Here is a 21,473-nt window from a genome sequence, read left to right on the forward strand (position 1 = left end):
GTCACAGCACATCGCTGCAGTGCCGTCCGCGCCATCGGCAGAACGACCGATTGCTTGTCGGGCAGTCGGCACGGCCGGACTCGACGGATCAGGGCGCAAACAGCGTGCGCCGCAGCTCATCGGACGGCTCAGCCCGCCGAGACACCCGGCGGGATGCGGAGCCCGCTGCGCAGCCCACGCAACGTCGCGCTGGTGAGGTCGTCGCTACCGAGAGCAGCCATGCTCCGGTCCAGAGAATCACTCACCGCCCGCCCGGCCACGTGCAGCGCCTGTCCCATGGTCGGGATGTCGGTGATCCCGTCGACCAGCAGACCCAGGACTCGGAGGTCCAGAACTCTGAGGCCGTGCAGGTCGCCCGCCGGGCACAGAAGCACCGCGGCAGTGAGGTTGTCGAGTTCCGGGCGAGTGAAGTCCAACGCAGTGACCCGTATCAACTGCACTTCGTCGTTGGATGGCGCAGGGACGAGGAATGAGGCGTGCGGGCCGCCTCTGGCCAGCTCGTCCGCGGCGACCAGGAGGATCGGTGAGCCCGGAGCGAGCATGCCATCGTCGGGAAGACCCGGCAGCGGAAGGACGTCACCACCCCTGGTCAGCACGACACCGGCGACGGCACTTTGGATGGCGCGGGCCGTCTCGGCGATTTCCCTGGTGCGGTCGAGGCCGTCGGCGATCACGGTCGTGCACACGGCCACGACGTTTCGCTCAGCGTGGCTGGGGTGCGCTCGATCAGCGGAGAGCAGACCCAGGAAGCCGATGTGCCGGCCGCCGGATGTGAAGAGCCCCACCGCGAGGCCTTGGCGGAGGCCTGCGGGGAGCAGGTGTTCTCCCCATGCGCGGACCTCCGACAGCGGGCCTGGGATCTCGCTGGCGAGAATCGGCGGTCGAAGTCGGTTGAGCCCCAGAGCTTCCACCTCAGCGTCCGCCTCGGGCCGCCCGAAGTAATCCCGGAGCGGCGCGGCATCGCCCGTGGTGGCCAGCGGCACGTGCCTGCGCAGTTCGGGATCGCGCACGGCCAGCCAGCCGACGTCGAAGGCGACGATCCGCCCCAGCTGCGCGAGGATCTCGCCGGCCCGTTCATGGATGGTTGCGGAGGAGGCGGCGACCTCCGCAAGCTCGCGCCGCAAGCGCTCGGAGGTCTGCCGTGTGCTGCTCATCGTCCCTCCAGGATGCCCTCGACCTCGAGATGACGGCGCCGGTGCCCATGACTTACGCCGATCGGCGTCCATGGTGCGAGTGCTGTTCCGCGTCCGGAATCGGCAGAGCGACCGATTCGTGCTCCGCAACGATCTGGAAATAGGCAGGTCTGCCGATAGCCCGGCGTGGCGTCCTGCCGTCGGATGGAGGGGCGCTCGGGCGTCGCCGCCGTCGACGCCCGGGCAGCTCCCCATGACCGTCAGGAACGAGGAGGCAGCATGAAGGCAGTCGTCTACGAAGGACCGCGTCAGGTGAGCGTCAAGGAGGTTCCGGACGCCCGCATCGAGCGACCAACGGACGTGCTGGTGCAGATCACGTCCGCCAACATCTGCGGTTCCGACCTGCACATGTACGAGGGCCGCACCGATTTCGAACCGGGCCGATGGTTCGGGCACGAGAACATGGGCCGGGTCATCGAGGTCGGCGACGGGGTCGACAAGATCCGGGTGGGCGACTGGGTCGTCCTGCCCTTCAACATCGCCTGCGGGCACTGCAAGAACTGCGAGCGCCAGCTCACCAATTATTGTTTGACGGCGCAGCCGGAGCCGAAGATGGCCGGTGCTGCATATGGTTTCGCCGATATGGGCCCGTACGGCGGCGGGCAGGCGGAGCTGCTGCGGGTGCCGTGGGGTGATTTCAACTGCCTGCGGCTCGGGGAAGACGCCGAGCAGCGGCAAACCGACTACGTGATGCTCGCCGATATCTTCCCGACCGGCTACCACGCCACCGAATTGGCCGGCGTGCAGCCCGGCGACCAGACGGTCATCTACGGGGCCGGCCCGGTCGGGCTGATGGCCGCGCTCTCGGCCACCATCCGCGGGGCGAGCAAGGTGATGGTCGTCGACCGGCATCAGGACCGGCTGCGGCTGGCCGAGTCGATCGGCGCAATCACCATCGACGATTCCAAGGTCGATCCGGTGCAGGCCGTTCTCGATGAGACGCTGGGATTGGGCGCGGACAACGGCTGCGAGTGCGTCGGCTACCAGGCCCACGAACCCGACGGCGAGGAGCGGGCCAATCTGACGATGAACCGGTTGGTCGCCTCGGTGCGCTTCACCGGGAAGATCGGCAACGTCGGCGTCTTCGTCCCGCAGGACCCCGGAGCCAGCGACGAACTGGCCAAGCAGGGCAAACTCGCCTTCGACTACGGCCTGTTCTGGTTCAAGGGCCAGCACATCGGCAGCGGCCAGGCGCCGGTCAAGAAGTACAACCGGCAGCTCCGCGACCTGATCGCCGCAGGCAAGGCAGAGCCGTCGTTCATCGTGAGCCACGAGCTGCCCCTGGACCGCGCGCCGGAGGCCTACGAGCACTTCGACAAGCGCGACGACGGCTGGACGAAGGTCGTCCTGCACCCGGCCATGGCATCGGCGGGTGCCTGACATGGCCGGGACACTGAACGGACGCCGCATCGCCATCCTCGCCGCCGATGGAGTGGAACGGGTAGAGCTGGAACGGCCCCGGCAAGCGTTGCAGGACGCCGACGCCCGGACCGAGGTCGTCTCCATCAAGAGCGGCGACATCCAAGCCCGTGAACAGGATCTCGCGGACGCCGGCACCTTCACCGTCGACCGGCTGGTCACCGAGGTGACCGTCGACGACTACGACGCGCTGCTGCTGCCGGGTGGGACGGTGAACCCGGACAAGCTGCGGATGGAACCTGCCGCGGTGCAGTTCGTCCGCAGCTTCGTCCAATCGGGAAAGCCCGTCGCCTCGATCTGCCACGGCCCCTGGAACTTCGTCGAGGCCGACGTCGCGAGGGGACGCACGCTGACGTCGTGGCCGAGTGTGCGCACCGACCTGCGCAACGCCGGGGCTGACGTGGTCGACGAGCCGGTCGTCACCGACGGCAACATCACCACGAGCCGGTCGCCCGACGACCTCCCCGTGTTTTGCGCGCGCATCGTGCAGGAGTTCGCCAGAACCCCACAGTCCGCCGGCGTAGGAGGTCGCTTGTGACCTCCGCGATGGGTCACGCTGCCGCCGCCGTCGGCCACGCAGGCGGAACACTCGTGCACAAGCTGCGGTCGCTCTTCGGCTCCGCCTCGGGCCGTCCCGCCGGCGAAGCCGAACCGGCGTCCGGGTGGCTGGTGGTGACGGTGGTGTGCGAGCCCCCCGAGATCAACACGGCCGATTTGCCCGCACCCTTGGCGGAGTTCGGTGACCGGATCGAGGTGCGGGTCCGCCCTGCGGCGGACAGTAAGGGCACCGAGCTGGCAGCGCATTTACGTGACCGGGTGTCATCCGGTACCGAGGTCAGCCGGCTGAGCGGCGCCGACCCGCAGGCCGACCTGCGGTCCGCGCTGCGCAAGGCCAAGCAGCTCATCGAGGTGAACGAGGTGTTGGTGGTGGACCCGGCACCGCACGGCAAGCGGCCGGACACCCCGGGCGGCGTGCTCCTGGAGTCCTTCACGAAAGCGGCCCCGAAGGCAGGTGGGCGATGAAAGCAGTGACCTGGCGAGGGGTCAACGAGATCGGCGTCGAGGACGTCCCCGAACCCACCATCCTCAATGACCACGACATCATCCTGAAAGTGGGACTGAGCGCCACCTGCGGGTCCGACCTGCATCTGATGGGTGGCTACATGCCTGCCATGCGGGCCGGTGACGTCCTCGGGCACGAGTTCATGGGCACCGTCGCCGATGTCGGACCCGCGGTGACGAAACACCGGGTGGGCGACCGGGTGGTCGTGGTGTCCTTCACCAGCTGCGGGAAGTGCTGGTACTGCCGGCAGGGGCTGTGGTCGCTGTGCGACAACGGCAATCCCAACCCGGGCATCACCGAGGCGCTATGGGGCCAATCCATCGGGGGCTGCTACGGCTACTCACACGCGTTGGGTGGCTGGGCGGGCAGCCACGCCCCTTACATCCGGGTGCCTTACGCCGACCAAGGGGCGTTCACCATTCCCGGCGACGTCTCCGACGAGCGGGCACTGTTCGCCTCCGACGCGGCGCCCACCGGGTGGACCGGGGCACATCAGGCCGGGGTGCAGCCGGGTGACGTGGTAGCGGTGTGGGGCGCCGGAGGGGTGGGCCAGATGGCCGCCCGCGCCGCCATGCTGATGGGCGCCGAGCGGGTCGTCGTCATCGACCGGTTCGACAACCGGCTCGAGCAGGTCCGCACGCACATCGGCGCGGACACCCTCGACTACGAGCAGGTCAACATCCCCGCCGAGCTCCGTGAGATGACCGGTGGCCGGGGACCGGACGTCTGCATCGAGGCGGTCGGTATGGAGGCGCATTCCCCTGGCCCGCAGCACCTTTACGACCAGGTCAAGCAGCAATTGCGGTTGCAGACCGACCGGCCCACGGCAGTGCGGCAGGCGATCTACGCGTGCCGGAAGGGCGGGACGGTCTTCACGCTCGGGGTCTTCGCCGGCGTCGTGGACAAGTTCCCGCTGGGCGCGGTGATGAACAAGGCGCTCACCCTGCGCGGCGCCCAGCAACACGGGCACCGCTACATCCCGGACATCCTCGACCTGATGAGCCGGGGCGAGGTCAAGACCGAGCACCTCGCCACCCACGTCATGTCGCTGGACGACGGACCGAAGGCCTACCAAATGTTCAAGGACAAGGAGGACGGGTGCGTCCGTGCCGTGTTCCGGCCGGGCGGATGACGCACCGACGAACGGACGACCGCGGGCCCTGGCCGGCTCCACGAGGAGCTGACCGATGAGCTTTGTACGCGGCCGGCCGGTGGGTGTGGCAGATCAGCAGGCGACGATTCTGTCCTGGCGCCGCCTGCTGATCTGCCTGGGTGTCGGCCTCCTTGCAGCCGTAATGGCGACAATTGCCGGAGTCCCTGAGATCGCCGTGCTCGTCGGCTGGGCCGTGTCCGCGGGGGTGCTGTTGTTCTGGGTCTGGCGAATCAGCTGGCCTCGGGACCCGGACGGGACCAAACAGCTGGCCGAGGAAGAGGGACGTACTCGCGTCACTGACACTGTCGTCCTGTGTGCTGCGGTGGTCAGCCTCGCCGCCGTTGCTGAGGCGTTGATGCGATCCAACTCCAACGACCCGGTCGGGGTGCTCACCGTGGTGCTCTGCGTTGCGGTGGTGATCGTCTCCTGGGCGCTGGTGAACACCGTTTTCGCGTTCAAGTACGCCCGGCTGTTCTATTCTGGCGGCGATGGCGGCATCGACTTCCATCAAGAGACACCGCCCTGCTACAGCGATTTCGCCTACGTTGCCTTCACGGTCGGCATGTCCTTCGCAATGCCGGACGTCTCTCTGGCGGACACGCAGATTCGAAAGGTGGGCCTCGGGCATGCCCTGATGTCCTACCTGTTCGGCACCGTGGTGATCGCCGTCGCGGTCAATTTGGTGACCAACCTGGGGCAGTCGTCGTGACGGTGCTGCGCCGACACCACCAGTTCGATCAACAGCGGCACCGGCGTGCCGATCAGTGATCGACGACCCCGCGATCACACAGGACAGCATCACGCCCGTTCGTCGGCGAGTCTGTTGCGCCGCTCTTCCTCGCGCTTTGAGTACGCGGCCGCGCGGATGGCTTCGTCCGACTCGAGGCCGGAGCCGAGGCCCCCGCCAACGGTCGCGGCCGAGGCGACGAACCAGGCGAGCACGAAGATGTCGCCGACGCCGAGGGGGGTTTGTAGAGAGCCACTCATGACAGCGGGGTCGAGAATGAACAGCGCCCAGCCCAAGTTCACCACGTACAGCGCCATGTAGCAGATGAGCACTCCGAGGGTCAGAGTGATCAGCGTCGACGTGTTGTAGAGCCGAGACCTTTCCCGAGCCTCGGCGGAGTCCTCGTCCGGGCGGTCCCATAGTTCGCCATCGATCACGAGCCAGCCGACCACGAGAGCGATGGAGGCGATCGTCGCGATGGTGAGGCGCCACCACGACAAGGAGGTCGCAAGTTGCCACACCGTGGAGTTGATGGTGGCGACGGCTCCGGTCGCCAGTGCCGCGACAAGAGCTGACTTGAGACCAGGAACGAGAAGCCACGGACGGTTGGCGAGCACCATGCCCGAGAGCAACCGCCCGCGGCCAGTCACGCGGGGACGGGGCAACCGGTGCTGGTCCTGCGCGGCGGGGTCAGCCATGCCACTGACGAGCGCGCGCACGGTGTCACGGCTACGCGAGTGCATCCCGAGCCCTCCGAATGCCGGCAGGGACAACATTGCTGTCCGTCGCTGCGGGTCGGTGCAGAACACCAGGTACTGGCCGTTGTCGTCGCGCAGCGGGAGTTCGGTCAGACCGACGACGAGGTCCCATTCGTGTTGACGAGCGTGGTCCACGAGTCGCGCCATCGCCGTGTCGACGTTCTCGGATCCGGTCGTGAACGGCTCGCTCACGACCTCGATGTCCCAGCGGTCGCGATCATCGCCACCAGGCGACTCCAGGTCGCTCATCCGCGACGCGATCTCGGTGGGCGACGCCGGGTCGGCCACAAGACCGACGTGCACCGTTCTCATCACAGTGAACTACCCACGGAGCCCGAGAGGAAACGGCGAGACAAGGACGGCGACTGACGCAGGGGTCCCACTGCACGTGCGGCGGGAGATCCCTGGGCACCGCTCGTTGGAGACTACGAGGGGGCTATCTGCACGCGGACACCCGGCATGTGACCGACGCCGCAACGGCCGTCAACAAGTTCCTGAGCGCGTCCGGGTCACAAACTGGTCACCCGGGCAGTCCAACGCTTTGGGTCATCGACGGACGACGCCAGATCTAAAAAGGGCTCCCACCTGCGGTATGAGGTGAGGGAGCCCATGCGTCGGGATGACAGGATTTGAACCTGCGACCCCTTGACCCCCAGTCAAGTGCGCTACCAAGCTGCGCCACATCCCGGCCACCCGGGTAACCCGGGCGATGAGAAGACTACCGCAGCGTCGCGCCCTCCACGTCCAGTCGCCGGCGGAACCGGCCGGTCAGTCCGACCGCGGGGCCAGCACGGCCGCGTACCCGGGGATCTCGCTCGGACCCGTACCGTCCCGCAACGGGATGGTCTGGATGACGGTGGGGCCGTCCGCCAGCAGGGTCCAGGAGTTGTCCGGGAACGATGCCCGCCGCTCGCCCGGGCCGAAGTGCCCGGGTCGCGGAAGATCCCTGATCGCCCGCTCGAGTGGTTCAGGAATGTCACGCACCGTCGCGCCCAGCGAGGCGAGATAGCCCAGCGAGCTGCCGCGGTAGTTGGTCTCGGCCAACAGCACCCGGCCCTGCGCCCCAACCAGGGGCAGCAGATTGCGAGCGAACTCGAGCCGGTCGGCTGCGTTTAGGATGTGCAGGACGCCTCGAACGAAGACGTTGGACGGCCCGATCTCGGCCGCGATGGCCGTGGTGGCACCTGGCACCGTGGCGTCCAGTTGGTGGTATTGCAGGTTCGAACGCCCGGCCGATTGACGCCGGGCCAGTTCGATGGCACGCAGCGAGAGGTCGATACCGACGGTGCGTGGGAAAAGGTCGGCCAGGTGCCTGGTGAAGCTGCCGTTCCCGCAACCGACATCCACCATCGGGAGTTCGGTGTTGAAATGTTCCATCATCATGGGCAGGTAGCCGGCGACTTCCTGCAGATCAGCCGAATCCCATAACACGTCACCGCCGACGCCGGTCGATCGGATGCTCGACCAATAGTGATTCCAGCCGAACTGCAGATCCTTCGGAGTGCTCCTCGCGAGCCAGGCCACCCGCGGAATCAAAAGCAGATTCCCGATGGAACTCAACCAATTCCCGTTTCGTTGCCGGGAAACCGGGTCGTCTCGCGTCGCCACGTCAGCCCTTCACATCAAGTCGTTGCGCCGCCAATAAACGCGTCATCATCTCGGCGGATACCGCGCGACTGTAGTAATGACCCTGGCCGTAATCGCAGCCGAGTTCGCGCAGCCGCTCGACCTGCTCCACCGTTTCGATCCCTTCGACGATCGCACGGAGTTGCACCGAGGCGATGAGGCCCAGGATGGCCGTCACGAACGCGAGTTGCTGGCGGTCGAAACCGATGTCGGCGATCAGCGATTGATCGAGTTTGACCGTGTCGATCGGCAACCGCCGCAGGTAGCTGATCGACGAGTAGCCGGTGCCGAAGTCGTCGATGCCGATCCCGACCGACAGCTTCTTCAATGTCAGCAAGTTCTCCAGGATCGCGACGTCGCCGGTCATCATCGCGGTTTCGGAGATCTCCAGCGCCAAGCGGGCCGGCTCGACGCCGTGGCGTTCCAGCGTCGTGCGGATGAATTCCGCCGCCCCCGCCCAGCGAATCTCCACCGGGGCAAGGTTCACGTGAAGCTGGAATTGCGACGTGGGAAACTTCTCTGTCCACCGCCGCAACTGCCGCACGGCTTCTTCGAGCACCCAGTGGCCCAGTTCGATCAGATGGCCGCTGTCTTCTGCGACCGGGATGAAGTCCTGCGGCATCAATCGGCCGCGGGTGGGATGTAGCCACCGGACCAGGGCCTCCGCGCCCACGATGGACCCGGTGTGCAGGTCGAGGATCGGCTGGTACTCCAGCCGCAGCTGGCTCTGGTCGATGGCGACGACAAGCTCTGAGGCAATTTGCAGCCTCTCGCGCGCGGCGAGGTGCATCTCGGGGCGAAAGACCTGGATATTGCCGCGGCCGAGGTTCTTGGCCGCGTACATGGCGGTGTCGGCGTCTCGCAGCAGGTTCTCGGCACTCTGCCCACGGATCCCGAAGCACAGGCCGATGCTGGCGCCTGCCCACACCGCCCGGTCACCGACCCAGACCGGATTCTGCAGCTCCTTGAGTGCCCGCTCGCCGACGCGGAGCGCGTCATCCTCGGAGGCATCGGGCATCAGGATCGCGAACTCGTCACCACCGAGCCGGGCGACCGTGTCGGTTTCCCGCACGACACTCCTCAGACGCCGTGCCACCTCGATCAGGATCTGGTCGCCGACGCTGTGACCGAGGCTGTCGTTGATCGTCTTGAACTCGTCGAGGTCGAGCAACAGCACGCACGGCGGGAGCGAACCGCGCTCGGCGCGCGCGCTGGCCTGGCCGATTCGGTCGCCCAGCAGCGTTCTGTTTGCCAAACCGGTCAGGGAGTCATTGAGCGCCAGCCGCTCGAGTTCGATGCGCGCCTCGTCCAGTGCCGCCGTGCGCTCCGCGACGCGCTGTTCGAGCGTCTGGTAGATCGTGTCCAGCTCGTCGGCCAGCAGGTTGATACCGGTGATCACCGCGTCGACGGAATCCCGCGCCGGCGACGGGCTCAAACGCGCTTTCAGATCGCCCGAGGCGAGTTGGACGATCAGGTCCACCAGCTCGTCGAGCCGCGGATCGTCGATCGGTTCACTCATCCATGCCCTCACGCAGGAAGGCGATCGCCTGGTCTCGCTTGGTGAAGAATTTCGTCGGGCACGGAACGGCACTGACCCCGAGGGTGAAGTTCGCGATCACCCGGTCGACGGGAGAATGGCCGAGGAGCGCGATCTTCGATGCGGCACAAGGCTTGCCGAACACGGTCCGCGCCTCCCGGGCGACGGACTTCGTCGTCGCCATGTCGACCAGCATCGGCAGTCGCCGGGCGCCACAGATGCGGTTCACCTCGTCGAAGGCGCGACGCGCCGACGGACCGGTGATGGTGCAGCCCCCCGGCCAGCGCAGAATGACCAGGCCGTCCTCGATGTCGAGCGACTCGAACTCGCTGTTGGCCGCTTCAAGGCTCACCGTGTACCTCAACCTCTGATTAGTGCCGCGACTGCTGATTCTAGTCGCCCCGGTCACCAACCGACGCGGAATAGGACTTAGAGTAACCAATCGGACGGCTTCACACTGACGACGTGGAGGGGCGCCGTCGCCCGCGTGGTCTGCTACTCGGACTATTCACCCATCAGGGACGATGCGCCATCACGCGCGGCATTCGAGGCTCGGGGTGACGGCCGGAGCATCTGAAGAGGTCCGGTCGCCGACGGCGGGTCCGTCAGGCCCGCCTTCCTCGGGAAGGACTGTGGCATGTGCATCTTCGTCGTCCTGTTGTTCTTCGGGCCCCGCTCTGCCATAGCGCTCTGGTGGATCTTCGACTCCGTCCGGTTCAACGCCACCTTCGACTCCTTCTGGGTGCCGTTCCTCGGGTTCCTGCTCGCTCCGTGGACCACCTTGATGTACGTCTTCGTCGCTCCTGGCGGCGTGAACGGTTTCGATTGGTTCCTGTTGGGTGTGGCCATCGTCATCGACATCGCCAGCCTGGGCGCGGGCGGTCGCTATCAGCAACGTCGCGGTGTAACCACCAATTGACCGCACCTTGAGGCGGACGACCGCCCGGTTTCGGGAACCCGTTGCGCGGTTACCGTTCGTCGGTGAACTCAACCGATGACGGTCTGACGCTGACCGCACCCAACGGCATGGTGTGCTCGGTGGACCACCTGGCGTCATCCGCCGGGGTCGGCATCCTGCAGGCCGGTGGTAGCGCCGCCGACGCGGCCATCGCCACCAGTGCAGTCCTGGCGGTCACCACCCAGCACATGTGCGGGATGGGTGGTGATCTTTTCGCGCTGGTGCACGACGGTGGCGGGGAACCGGCGGCGCTGACCTCGATCGGCCACGCGGGAGCGGGAGCTGACGCCGCGGCGATGCGCGCGGAGGGCCTCACCGCCATCCCGATGCGCGGCGACGTCCGCGCAGCAACGGTCCCCGGTTGCGTCGACGGATGGCTCGCCCTGCACAAGCGCTTCGGCCGGCTCACCCTGCACGAGGTCCTGGCACCCGCACGCCGCTACGCCGCCGACGGGTTCCCGGCGTCCCCGCTGCTGGCCAGGGCGGCCGCCACCATCACCGGTGTCGCGGGCGCGGACGACTATCTCCGGCCGGGTGGCCTCAGGGCCGGCGACCGGGTCCGGCGGCCACTGGTGGCCGCGGTCCTCGATGACGTCGTCGACAGTGGGCGGGACGGGTTCTACGGCGGTTCCTTCGGCGAGGGTCTGCTGTCACTCGGCGACGGCCTCTTCTCCCCCGACGACCTCGCCAGGCCGCTGGCGCAGTGGGACCCACCCCTACGGGCGACCGCCTGGGGCCATCAGATCTGGACCGTGCCCCCGCCGTCGCAGGGTTATCTCGGGCTCGCCGGGGCTCGCATCGCCGACGGTCTCGACCTGCCCGATGACCCGGCCGACCCGGCCTGGGCGCACCTGCTCTCCGAGGCCGCACGGTGGGCCGGACACGACCGGGACACCGTTCTGTACGACGGCGCGGACGGCGACGCCCTCCTCGCCGACAGCTTCCTTGACTGGCGACGACAGTCGATCGATCCCGGGCGGCGCACCGCCCCGCCCGTGCCCGCAGCATCGGGCGGCACGATTCACCTCTGCACCGCTGACGCCACCGGAATGGGCGTCTCGCTGATCCAGTCGAACGCCGCCGGCTGGGGGTGCCACCTCGTCGTTCCGGGCTCCGGCATCTTCCTGCAGAACAGAGGGATCGGCTTCACCCTCGAGCCGGGCCATCCCAACGAACTCGTCCCGGGCCGACGGCCGCTGCACACGTTGTCCCCGGCGCTGGTCACCGACGGCAGCAGGTTGACGGCCGTGCTCGGCACGATGGGCGGCGACATCCAGCCCCAGGTCGTCCTGCAACTGCTGGCGCGGATGCTCCGCAACGGCGCATCCCCGGGACAGGCGATCCATGCGCCGCGATGGACCCTGGGCGAGGGCGGTTTCGACACCTGGTCCGGTGCCGGGCCGCAGGTGACCACCCTCGAATCGACCGCGCCAGGTTCCTGGGAGAGCGGCCTGACCGGGCTCGGCCACCGGGTGGTGCGGTCCGAACCCGGGTTCAACGCCGGGCACGCACACGTCATCGCCGTCCGCGACAACGGCATGCTGGCAGGTGCTTCGGACCCGAGAGCCATCACCGGCGCGGCCGTCGGCTGGTGAAACCCGTTGCGTGTAAACCTTTCCCCGGCCGGAGAACTTCGCTAGCGTCCAGTCGGTGGAACAGCGAATCAGTCTGATCACCCTCGGTGTGCGCGACCTCGGACGTGCCCGCGACTTCTACCAGCGGCTCGGCTGGACCGGCCAGGAGGTGCAGGAGACCGTCTTCCTGCAGGCCGGCGGCAGCGCGCTCGTGCTATGGAGCCGCGACAAGCTGGCCCAGGACAGCGGTGTCGCGAACGATGGGCAGCCCGGATTCGACGGAATCGTGCTCGCGCAGAACCTCCGGTCGAGCGCCGAGGTGGACGCTGTCCTGCAGGACGCGCGGCGGGCCGGCGGCACCATCACCAAACCGGCCGCGGAGACGTTCTACGGCGGGTACGCCGGCTGCTTCGCCGATCCCGACGGCCACCTCTGGGAGATCGGCTTCAACCCCGGGTTCCCGCTGGCGGCGGACGGCTCGATCACCATTCCGGATTTCGGCGCGTGATCACCCGCCACCACAGCACGACGCCGCGCGTCCGCAATTCCCCGGTCATCTGCGCATGACCTGACGACAACATCCGCTGCCTACAGTTCCCGGGGTTCGATCCGTTCTCACGACCCTTCGGGAAGAGGCACCGTGGCAGTCACCGAGCCCCAGAACTCCAGCACTCAAACGGATGCCGCGGATGGATCGGACAGTTACCTCGCGAAACGGACATTGAAGAAGGGCACGGCCGGCTGGATTCTGCTGGCCGGCCTCGGCGTCAGCTACGTCATTTCCGGGGACTATTCCGGCTGGAACTTCGGCTTGGAGCAGGGCGGCTTCGGCGGGCTGCTGATCGCCGCGGTGTTCATCGCCGGAATGTATCTGGCCATCGTGCTGGGAATGGCCGAGATGTCCTCGGCGCTGCCCGCGGCGGGCGGTGGTTACACCTTCGCCCGTCGAGCGCTCGGGCCATGGGGCGGGTTCGCCACCGGCACCGCCATTCTCATCGAGTACGCGATCGCACCCGCCGCGATCGCCACGTTCATCGGCGCCTACGTCGAGTCGCTCGGCCTGTTCGGCATCACCGACGGGTGGTGGGTGTACCTGGCGGCATACGCCGTCTTCATCGGCATCCACCTCAGCGGTGTCGGCGAGGCGCTGAAAGTGATGTTCGTGATCACCGGCATCGCCCTGGTCGGGCTCGTCGTCTTCGCGGTCGCGGCGCTCGGCGAATTCGAGATCGGAAACCTCACCAACATCGAACCCGGTGACGCCGTCGGCGCCTCGGCGTTCCTGCCGATGGGTTACATCGGGATCTGGGCCGCAGTGCCGTACGCAATCTGGTTCTTCCTGGCCATCGAAGGTGTTCCGCTCGCCGCCGAGGAGGCGAAGAACCCCGAGCGGAACGTCCCGCGCGGCATCATCGCGGCGATGGGCATCCTGCTCGTCACGGCCATCGCGGTGCTGTTCCTGACCACCGGCGCCGGCGGCGCGCAGGAGATGCAGTCCTCCGGCAATCCGCTCGTCGAGGCCCTCGGTGACAGCGCCGCGGCGAAGGTGGTCAACTACATCGGCCTGGCCGGGCTGATCGCCAGCTTCTTCTCGATCATCTACGCCTACTCACGGCAGCTGTTCGCGCTCTCCCGGGCCGGTTACCTGCCCAAAAGCCTGTCCGTGACGAACCGCCGAAAGGCACCGGTGCTCGCCCTGATCGTCCCGGGGATCATCGGTTTCGCGCTGTCGCTGACCGGTCAGGGTGCGGTGCTGCTGAACATGGCCGTGTTCGGGGCCGCGCTGAGCTACGTGCTGATGATGGTCAGCCACATCGTGCTGCGCCGCCGCGAGCCCGACATGCCGCGGCCGTACCGCACGCCGGGCGGGATCGTCACGACCGGTTTCGCGCTCGTCATCGCGGTCCTCGCGGTGATCGCCACCTTCCTGGTGGACAGCACGGCCGCGCTGTGGTGCCTCGGCGTGTTCGCGGCCTTTCTGGTGTACTTCGGCCTGTACAGCCGTCATCACCTCGTCGCGAGTTCTCCCGACGAGGAGTTCGCCGCCCTGGCCGCAGCGGAAGAAGAACTCGAATGACCTCGTTCACCCAGTCCCTGCACGGCACCTCCTACCAGTTCGACGGGCTCGTCGACCTGATGGCCAAGGCGACGCCCCGCCGGTCCGGCGACGAACTCGCCGGCTGCGCGGCCGGGTCGGATGCGGAACGTGCTGCGGCGCAATGGGCGCTGGCGGACGTCCCGCTGTCGACGTTCCTGCAGGACCTGGTGATGCCGTACGAGACCGACGAGGTCACCAGGCTGATCATCGACAGCCACGACCGGTCGGCGTTCGGTGCCGTCTCGCACCTGACGGTGGGCGGATTCCGGGACTGGCTGCTGGACGTGGTGGCGCTGCCCGACCCGGCAGCGACCCTGTCGCCGCTCTCGCCGGGACTGACGCCGGAGATGGTCGCCGCGGTCAGCAAGATCATGCGGAACCAGGACCTGATCGCCGTCGCCCGCGGCACCAGCGTCACGTCCGCGTTCCGTACCACCATCGGCCTGCCCGGGCGGCTCGCGACAAGGTTGCAGCCCAACCACCCGACGGACAGCCCGAAGGGCATCGCCGCCGCCACCCTGGACGGGTTGCTGCTGGGCTGCGGGGACGCCGTCATCGGGGTGAATCCCGCGTCGGACTCCCCCGCCGCCACCGCTGACCTGCTGTACCTGCTGGACGAGATACGGCAGCGCTTCGACATTCCGACCCAGTCCTGCGTGCTGGCGCACGTGACGACGACGCTGGAACTGATCGAGGCCGGGGTTCCGGTGGATCTGGTGTTCCAGTCGATCGCCGGCACCGAGGGCGCGAATTCGGCGTTCGGGGTCGACATCTCGTTGCTGCGGGAGGCGAACAGCGCCGGTCGCGAACTGCAGCGGGGCACCGTCGGCAACAACGTGATGTACCTGGAGACCGGCCAGGGATCGGCACTGAGCGCGGGTGAGCACATCGGCACCGGCGGTCGCCCGGTGGACCAGCAGACCCTCGAGACCCGCGCCTACGCGGTGGCCCGCGACCTCGAGCCGTTGCTGATCAACACCGTCGTCGGGTTCATCGGGCCCGAGTACCTCTACGACGGCAAGCAGATCGTCCGGGCCGGTCTGGAGGACCACTTCTGCGGCAAGCTGCTCGGCCTGCCGATGGGCGTCGACGTCTGCTACACCAACCACGCAGAGGCCGACCAGGACGACATGGATTCGCTGCTCACGCTTCTCGGCGCGGCCGGCGCGGCGTTCGTGATCGCCGTCCCTGGCGCGGACGACATCATGCTGGGCTACCAAAGTCTGTCGTTCCACGACGTGCTCTACGTCAGACAGGTTCTCGGGCTGCGACCGGCGCCGGAGTTCGAGCGCTGGATGCAGAACCTGGGCATGGCCGACAGCACCGGCCGGGTGCTGCCGATGGACGCCGGGGCGTCACCCCTGCGGCAATTGACGAACGGGCAGTTGACGAACGGGCAGCCGACGCAGGGTTACGGGGACCAGCTGGCGGGTGCGCGTTGACCGCCCGGGACGCCGCGCCGGCCGACACCGCGCCTGCAGGCACCGCGCGGGCCGACACCGCGCCTGCAGGCACCGCCAGTGGCGACTTCTGGGACGTGCTGCGGCTGACCACCCAATCCCGGATCGGGCTCGGACGGTCCGGGGACTCGCTGCCCACCCGCAGGGTGCTCGAGTTCAGCGCCGCGCACGCCTCGGCCCGCGACGCCGTGCACGAACCACTGGACACCGATGCCTTCGCACAGCGGGTGGCGTCGGTGGGCATCGGCGACCCGGTCGTCGTCACCAGCCGGGCGTCATCGCGTGACGAGTACCTGCGCCGGCCCGACCTCGGCCGCGCACCGGAGGACCTGTCCGCGGTTGCCTCGGGCGAGGCGGATCTGGGAATCGTGCTGGCGGACGGCCTCTCGCCGAGGGCGCTGGCAGATCACGGGGTCGGGCTGCTGACGGCGTTGATCGGGCAACTCGACGGCCGCTACTCGATCGCCCCGCCGGTGATCGCCACCCAGGCGCGGGTCGCGCTCGGCGACCACATCGCGCAGGCGATGGGCGTGCGCACCGTACTGGTGGTGATCGGCGAGCGGCCCGGATTGTCGGTGGCGGACAGCCTGGGGATCTACCTGACCCACGAACCACGACCGGGCCGGACCGACGCGGATCGCAACTGCATCTCCAACATCCACCCGCCCGACGGGCTGAGCTACGAACAGGCCGCGGTGGTGGCAGCGGGCTTGATCGAGGGCGCCCGCGCGCTGGGCAAATCGGGGGTCGCCCTCAAGGACACCTCCCGCGCCGCGGCTTTGGGTGACGCCGCGGCCCGGGACGCGCTGGATTGACGATTTCGCTCGCTCGGATCTCAGCCTCAACTCGCTCGGATCTCAGCACCCTGAACGACCGCCGCGGCCTGCCCACCGACCCGGCGATCCGCGCGCTGGCCAAGCGCAGCAGCTGAAGGCGCCGCTTCTCGTTCGAGTTGAGCGGAGTTTTAGCGCGTTGTCGGCGCAATAAGGCATGACAAACGCCACCCAACTCGGACGGAACCGGTCACGCCGGTCAGGGGGAAGCTTTCTGCTCAGGGAAGCGATGTCCTGCCGTGAAGAAGACCCGGCAGTCCGGGCCTAAAGCCCCGATACATCGCGGCGGCCGGTGCCTATCGTCAGACCCAGGTCATGTCAGTGACCCACTTTCCGGACGCTTGAACGCTTCGGTGTGACGGGCATCCGGTCTGGCAGCCTTATCCCGCCGCCGTTGACGGGTCCTGTCGATGAGGTGACGTTGATGACGACCGGTGCCACCGCCCGTTCGCTCCCCCCAGTGCCCGCCGTGGGCGACCCAGCGCTCGCCGCGGACGACAGAGTGCGTGCCCGGACCACCGCCCCCGGGCGGTCTGTGATCGGCTCGGCGACAGGAACTCTCGGCCGTATCGCACTGCTCGCCAGGACGGCGGCGGGGCTGTCCACCGAGCTGGCTAGGGTCGCCGCCGGCGTTTCCGACATCGCGCCGAATCCCCGGGACCGGCGGTTCAGCGACCCCACCTGGACCGGGAACCCCGCGTACCACCGGTTGATGCAGAGCTACCTCGCGACGTCCGACGCGCTGACCCGGCTGGCAGAGGAGGTCGACCTCACCGACTGGCACCAGCGGGAACGAGCCCGGTTCCTCGCGCTGACGGTGACTTCGGCTCTGGCGCCGACCAACACGCTGCTGGGCAACCCGGCCGCGCTCAAACGCACCTTCGAGACCGGCGGCGCAAACCTCGCCGCCGGCACCAGGAATTACCTGTCCGACCTCGCGCACAACGGCGGTCTGCCTTCTCAGGTCGACAGGTCGGAGTTCGTCGTCGGCAAGGACGTCGCGGTCACCAAGGGTGCCGTGATCTACCGCAATGAGGTTCTCGAGCTCCTGCAATACAGCGCGCAGACTCCGACCGTGCAGCGGACTCCGGTCGTCATCGTGCCGCCGCAGATCAACAAGTACTACTTCATGGACCTCGCGCCGGGCCGCTCTTTGATCGAGTTCGCCACCCAGCAGGGCCTACAGGTGTTCGCGATCTCCTGGCGCAACCCCGGCAAGGAACACGGGGACTGGGACCTGGATACCTACGGCCGGGCCATCATCGCCGCGCTTGACGCGGTGCAGGACGTCACCGGCTCGCCCCAGGTGCATGTCTTCGGCCTGTGTGCGGGCGGTATCACGGCGGCCACCGTGCTCAACCACCTTGCGGCTATCGGCGATACCCGCGTGCGCAGCGCGAGTTTCGGCGTGACGTTGCTCGACTGGTCGACGCACGGCCAGATCGGGATGCTCAATTCGAAGCCGCTGTTGCGCTTCGCCGCCTGGCGCTCTCGCACCATGGGGGTGATGGACGGTCAGTCGATGGCGTCTGTCTTCACCTGGATGCGTCCCAACGACCTGGTCTGGAACTACTGGGTCAACAACTACCTGATGGGCAACAAGCCGGCCCCCTTCGACATCCTGGCCTGGAACGCCGACAAGACGAACCTGCCCGGTGCGGTGCACGGTCAGTTCCTGGACCTGTTCGGTACGAACGCCTTCGCGAAGCCTGGTGCCATGACCGTGCTCGGCAGCCCGGTCGACCTGTCCAGGATCACGGCCGACACCTACATCACCGGCGGCACCACGGACCACCTCACCCCCTGGCGCGGCTGTTTCCGGTCCGCGGGACTGGTCGGCGGTAACGCCACATTCGTGCTCGCCAACACCGGCCACATCCAGACCCTGGTCTGCCCACCGAACAACCCGAAGTCGCGGTACTGGGTTGGTCCGGAACCGGGCGCGGACCCGGACGCCTGGAAAGCAGCCGCCGAGGAACGCAAGGGGAGCTGGTGGGAACACTGGGCGAAGTGGATCATCGCGCGGTCCGACGGCACCACACGCGCGCCGACCCGGCTCGGCAGCAACTCGTATCCCGCGCTGGCGGACGCACCCGGCAGTTACGTGCTCGAGCGGGCCTGAACGGACCGAAGTCTGGCCGACGGGCGGGTCAGTTCTTCCGTCCGCGCTTTTCCCGGACCCGCACGTTGACCCGGACCGGGGAGCCGGTGAAGTCGAAGTCCTCACGCAGCCGGCGCTCGATGAACCGCCGGTAACCGGCCTCCAGGAACCCGCTGGTGAACAGCACGAAGGTCGGCGGCCGGTTGGCGGCCTGGGTCGCGAAGAGCACCTTCGGCTGTTTGCCGCTGCGCACCGGCGGTGGTGTCGCCTGGATCAGCTCGCCCAGCCAGGAGTTCAGCCGCCCGGTGGGGATCCGCCGGTCCCAGCTGTTCAGCGCCCGCTCCATCGCAGGCGCCAGCCGGTGCACTCCACGGCCGGTCTGCGCGGAGATGTTGATCCGCTCCGCCCAGGTGATCCGGACCAGGTCGTGCGAGAGTTCGCGCTCGATCTCCTCGCGCCGGTCGGCGTCGACCAGGTCGGCCTTGTTCATCGCGATCACCAGGGCCCGGCCGGACTCGATGACCATCGTGATCACCCGCTGGTCCTGCTCGGTCAGCGGTACCGACGAGTCGATCAGCACGATGGCGACTTCGGCTGCCTCCAAAGCGGTCTGGGTGCGCAGCGACGCGTAGAACTCCATGCCCTTGGCCTGGTGCACCCGCCGGCGGAGCCCGGCGGTGTCGACGAACCGCCACACCTGGCCGTCCAGTTCGACCAGCGAGTCGACCGGGTCGATGGTGGTGCCGGCGACCGAGTCGACCACCGAACGAGACTCGCCGCTGAGCTTGTTCAGCAGGGACGACTTGCCGACGTTCGGCTTCCCGAGCAGCGCCACCCGGCGCGGGCCGGTTCCGGTCGCGGCGAACTCCGACGGTGTTGCCGGGAGGGCATCGAGGACGGCGTCGAGCAGGTCGCCCGAACCGCGACCGTGCAGGGCCGAGACGCTGAACGGCTCGCCCAGCCCGAGTGACCAGAGGGACGCCGCGTCGGCCTCGGTGCGCTCGTCGTCAACCTTGTTCACGGCCAGGATGACCGGCCGCCGGGAACGGCGGAGCACCTTGGCCATGGCCTCCTCGGTCGCCGTCGCGCCCACCGAACCGTCGACGACCACCAGTACCGCGTCCGTCGTCAGCATCGCCCGTTCCGCCTGCGCGGCGACCGCGCCCTGCAGCCCGTCGGCATCCGGTTCCCAGCCGCCGGTGTCGACGACGGTGAACTTCCGGCCACGCCACAGCGCGTCGTAGGAGACCCGGTCACGGGTCACCCCGGGGATGTCCTGGACGACCGCCTCGCGGCGGCCGATGATCCGGTTGACCAGCGTCGACTTGCCGACGTTCGGCCGGCCGACGACGGCCAGCGTCGGCGTCGGAACCGTCGGGCCGCTCAGTTCGCCGTCGGAGTCGGTGTCCTCCCAGCCGGCGAACTCGCTCTCGTCGCTCCAGGTGCCGACGACACCGGTATCCCCCGAGCTCGCGCCCGGGTCACCACCCGCGTCGATACTGCTTGCGGGATCAAAGGTCTCACTCACGTCGTTGTCCTCTGTAGGGACGCGGGACCGGTTACGATCTCCGCGTCTAGGGTGGCCACCAGGGCGGCCAGGTGCGTCCGGATGTCTTCCGTCGCGGCGGCGACGGCCTTGCGGCCACCACCCTGCTGAACCGCGAACGCCTCGCCGACCAGCACATGTACCTCCGGCCGGAACCGCCGGCGTTTGCGGCCGGCGGGGCGGTCGGTCCCGCGGATCGCGACGGGCACCACAGTCGCTCCGGAGCGTGCGGCGAGCCACCCCGCGCCGGGGAACACCGACTCGACGTTACCCGCCCCGCGGGTGCCCTCGGGGAAGATCCCGATCGCACCGCCCGCCTGCAGCTGGGCCAGTGCGCGGAGCAACGGCTCCCGATCGGGGACGCCGCGGACGACGGCGTGCTGGCCGACGTTCACCAGCAGCCAGCCGAGCGGGCCCTTCACCGCCTCCGCCTTGACCAGGAAGGACACCCGCCGGGGCAACGCGCCGAACAGCAGGGCGCCGTCCATGAAGTTCTGGTGGTTCGCCACGAAGACCACCGGGCCGGTGGCCGGGACCCGGCTCATCCCGGCGACCCGCATCCGGTACATCAGCACGCCCAGCGTGATGCCGATACGCCGCCCGCGGTCCATCCCCTTCGGGCCGCTCGCCTCCGGTGTCGGATCGTCGGCACCGCCGAGGTGGAACCACCTCACCTGATGCCCCGTTCGGCGGCCAGGCCGAGGACCTGCGCGACGGTCTCCTCGACCGCCATCTGCGACGAGTCGATCACCACGGCGTCCGGCGCCGCCTGCAGCGGCGCGTGCGCCCGGGTGCTGTCCTTGGTGTCGCGGCGGTCCAGGTCCAACGCCACGGCAGCGAGATCCGTTTCATGCTGGTCGGTCTCACTCGCGGTGCCGGAAACGCCGGCCCTGGCCCTGGCGCCTGCGTTCTGGTGGTAGCGGCGGCGGGCACGTTCCTGCGCGTCGGCGGTCAGATAGATCTTCAGGCCGGCGTCCGGAACGACGACGGTGCCGATGTCCCTGCCCTCGACGACCATCCGCCCGGAATTCGCCAGTTCTCGCTGGCGGTCCAGCAGGTAGGACCGGACAGCCGGGTTGGCAGAGACGGGGGTGACGGCGACTGTGACCGACTGGCCACGGATCTCGCTGGACACGTCCCGCCCGCCGAACCAGTGCTGTTGCCGGCCGGGGGTGATCGGGGAGTCGAACGTCAACTGCGGCAACAACTCTGCCACGGCCGGATCGTCTGTCGGGTCGATCCGGGCGTCCAGAACGGCCAGCGTGACGATCCGATACATCGCGCCCGTGTCGAGATAGCCCGCGTTCAGGGCCCGCGCGACCCGCTGGGCGACAGTCGATTTGCCGGTGCCCGCCGGGCCGTCGATAGCGATCACGAACCGGTTGGCTGCCGGTCCGGTCCTGCCGGGGCGCTCACCGCCGGCACCG

The 21,473-nt window shown here is 68.3% G+C and carries 20 protein-coding genes and 1 tRNA gene; 12 read left to right on the top strand and 9 right to left on the bottom strand.

Features of this window, described 5'->3' with window-relative positions:
• Window positions 1-128 precede the first annotated feature (128 nt).
• Window positions 129-1,154 (bottom strand): hypothetical protein, encoded by a 1,026-nt coding sequence (locus ACVBEQ_RS05655; RefSeq protein WP_447152434.1) that lies wholly within the window; start codon window positions 1,152-1,154, stop codon window positions 129-131.
• A 258-nt stretch (window positions 1,155-1,412) separates the two neighbouring features.
• Here ACVBEQ_RS05655 and ACVBEQ_RS05660 point away from each other — a divergent pair, with 258 nt between their 5' ends.
• The 5 genes from ACVBEQ_RS05660 to ACVBEQ_RS05680 are packed head-to-tail and all read left to right on the top strand — an operon-like array spanning window position 1,413 to window position 5,537.
• Entirely contained in the window at window positions 1,413-2,573 is a 1,161-nt protein-coding gene (locus tag ACVBEQ_RS05660; protein WP_447152435.1) for a glutathione-independent formaldehyde dehydrogenase, read from the top strand.
• 1 nt (window position 2,574) lies between these two features.
• Complete coding sequence (locus tag ACVBEQ_RS05665; protein ID WP_447152436.1) at window positions 2,575-3,150, top strand: type 1 glutamine amidotransferase domain-containing protein; 576 nt, start codon at window positions 2,575-2,577, stop codon at window positions 3,148-3,150.
• The gene (locus ACVBEQ_RS05670; protein WP_447152437.1) at window positions 3,147-3,635 is read left to right on the top strand and encodes a hypothetical protein; all 489 of its coding nucleotides are present in this window, start codon (window positions 3,147-3,149) and stop codon (window positions 3,633-3,635) included. Before ACVBEQ_RS05665 ends, ACVBEQ_RS05670 begins: the two co-directional genes overlap by 4 nt.
• Window positions 3,632-4,807 carry a zinc-dependent alcohol dehydrogenase gene (locus ACVBEQ_RS05675; RefSeq protein ID WP_447152438.1) on the top strand — a complete coding sequence of 392 codons (1,176 nt, stop codon included), beginning with the start codon at window positions 3,632-3,634 and terminating at the stop codon, window positions 4,805-4,807. Before ACVBEQ_RS05670 ends, ACVBEQ_RS05675 begins: the two co-directional genes overlap by 4 nt.
• A 55-nt stretch (window positions 4,808-4,862) precedes the next feature.
• Window positions 4,863-5,537, top strand: a complete 675-nt coding sequence (locus tag ACVBEQ_RS05680) for a DUF1345 domain-containing protein (protein WP_447152439.1) — start codon at window positions 4,863-4,865, stop codon at window positions 5,535-5,537.
• 89 nt (window positions 5,538-5,626) lie between these two features.
• On the opposite strand, the gene ACVBEQ_RS05685 is transcribed toward ACVBEQ_RS05680, so the two are convergent.
• The 5 genes from ACVBEQ_RS05685 to ACVBEQ_RS05705 all read right to left on the bottom strand — a co-directional run bounded on the left by ACVBEQ_RS05685 (window position 5,627) and on the right by ACVBEQ_RS05705 (window position 9,828).
• Entirely contained in the window at window positions 5,627-6,625 is a 999-nt protein-coding gene (locus ACVBEQ_RS05685) for a hypothetical protein (RefSeq protein WP_447152440.1), read from the bottom strand.
• 302 nt (window positions 6,626-6,927) lie between these two features.
• Window positions 6,928-7,001: transfer RNA gene (locus tag ACVBEQ_RS05690), tRNA-Pro, on the bottom strand.
• 80 nt (window positions 7,002-7,081) lie between these two features.
• Window positions 7,082-7,837, bottom strand: a complete 756-nt coding sequence (locus ACVBEQ_RS05695) for a class I SAM-dependent methyltransferase (protein WP_447152441.1) — start codon at window positions 7,835-7,837, stop codon at window positions 7,082-7,084.
• A gap of 85 nt (window positions 7,838-7,922) precedes the next feature.
• Window positions 7,923-9,458, bottom strand: coding sequence for a putative bifunctional diguanylate cyclase/phosphodiesterase (locus ACVBEQ_RS05700; protein WP_447152442.1), 1,536 nt, complete (start codon window positions 9,456-9,458; stop codon window positions 7,923-7,925).
• Window positions 9,451-9,828: a DUF7793 family protein gene (locus ACVBEQ_RS05705; protein ID WP_447152443.1), complete on the bottom strand. Its 378-nt coding sequence runs from the start codon at window positions 9,826-9,828 to the stop codon at window positions 9,451-9,453. The genes ACVBEQ_RS05700 and ACVBEQ_RS05705 overlap by 8 nt, the downstream gene beginning before the upstream one ends.
• Window positions 9,829-10,113: 285 nt before the next feature.
• On the opposite strand from ACVBEQ_RS05705, the gene ACVBEQ_RS05710 reads away from it, so the two are divergent.
• From ACVBEQ_RS05710 to ACVBEQ_RS05740, 7 genes are all read left to right on the top strand, one after another.
• A complete protein-coding gene (locus ACVBEQ_RS05710) occupies window positions 10,114-10,395 on the top strand; it encodes a hypothetical protein (protein WP_447152444.1) in 282 nt (93 codons plus the stop codon).
• Between the two features lie 62 nt (window positions 10,396-10,457).
• Entirely contained in the window at window positions 10,458-12,029 is a 1,572-nt protein-coding gene (locus tag ACVBEQ_RS05715) for a gamma-glutamyltransferase family protein (protein WP_447152445.1), read from the top strand.
• Between the two features lie 55 nt (window positions 12,030-12,084).
• Complete coding sequence (locus ACVBEQ_RS05720; RefSeq protein ID WP_447152446.1) at window positions 12,085-12,516, top strand: VOC family protein; 432 nt, start codon at window positions 12,085-12,087, stop codon at window positions 12,514-12,516.
• A 132-nt stretch (window positions 12,517-12,648) separates the two neighbouring features.
• On the top strand, window positions 12,649-14,085 hold the full coding sequence (eat, locus tag ACVBEQ_RS05725; protein WP_447152447.1) for an ethanolamine permease: 1,437 nt from the start codon (window positions 12,649-12,651) through the stop codon (window positions 14,083-14,085).
• The gene (locus tag ACVBEQ_RS05730; RefSeq protein ID WP_447152448.1) at window positions 14,082-15,548 is read left to right on the top strand and encodes an ethanolamine ammonia-lyase subunit EutB; all 1,467 of its coding nucleotides are present in this window, start codon (window positions 14,082-14,084) and stop codon (window positions 15,546-15,548) included. Before eat ends, ACVBEQ_RS05730 begins: the two co-directional genes overlap by 4 nt.
• Window positions 15,545-16,381, top strand: coding sequence for an ethanolamine ammonia-lyase subunit EutC (gene eutC / locus ACVBEQ_RS05735; RefSeq protein ID WP_447152449.1), 837 nt, complete (start codon window positions 15,545-15,547; stop codon window positions 16,379-16,381). The genes ACVBEQ_RS05730 and eutC overlap by 4 nt, the downstream gene beginning before the upstream one ends.
• 442 nt (window positions 16,382-16,823) lie before the next feature.
• Entirely contained in the window at window positions 16,824-18,521 is a 1,698-nt protein-coding gene (locus ACVBEQ_RS05740) for a PHA/PHB synthase family protein (RefSeq protein ID WP_447152450.1), read from the top strand.
• 28 nt (window positions 18,522-18,549) lie between these two features.
• Here the strand turns inward: ACVBEQ_RS05740 and der are convergent, their stop codons facing one another.
• The 3 genes from der to cmk are packed head-to-tail and all read right to left on the bottom strand — an operon-like array spanning window position 18,550 to window position 21,421.
• Window positions 18,550-19,998: a ribosome biogenesis GTPase Der gene (gene der / locus ACVBEQ_RS05745; RefSeq protein ID WP_447152496.1), complete on the bottom strand. Its 1,449-nt coding sequence runs from the start codon at window positions 19,996-19,998 to the stop codon at window positions 18,550-18,552.
• 26 nt (window positions 19,999-20,024) lie between these two features.
• Window positions 20,025-20,720: a lysophospholipid acyltransferase family protein gene (locus ACVBEQ_RS05750; RefSeq protein ID WP_447152451.1), complete on the bottom strand. Its 696-nt coding sequence runs from the start codon at window positions 20,718-20,720 to the stop codon at window positions 20,025-20,027.
• Window positions 20,717-21,421 carry a (d)CMP kinase gene (cmk, locus tag ACVBEQ_RS05755; RefSeq protein WP_447152497.1) on the bottom strand — a complete coding sequence of 235 codons (705 nt, stop codon included), beginning with the start codon at window positions 21,419-21,421 and terminating at the stop codon, window positions 20,717-20,719. Before cmk ends, ACVBEQ_RS05750 begins: the two co-directional genes overlap by 4 nt.
• Window positions 21,422-21,473: the final 52 nt, after the last annotated feature.

Source organism: Nakamurella sp. GG22, from assembly GCF_052976845.2.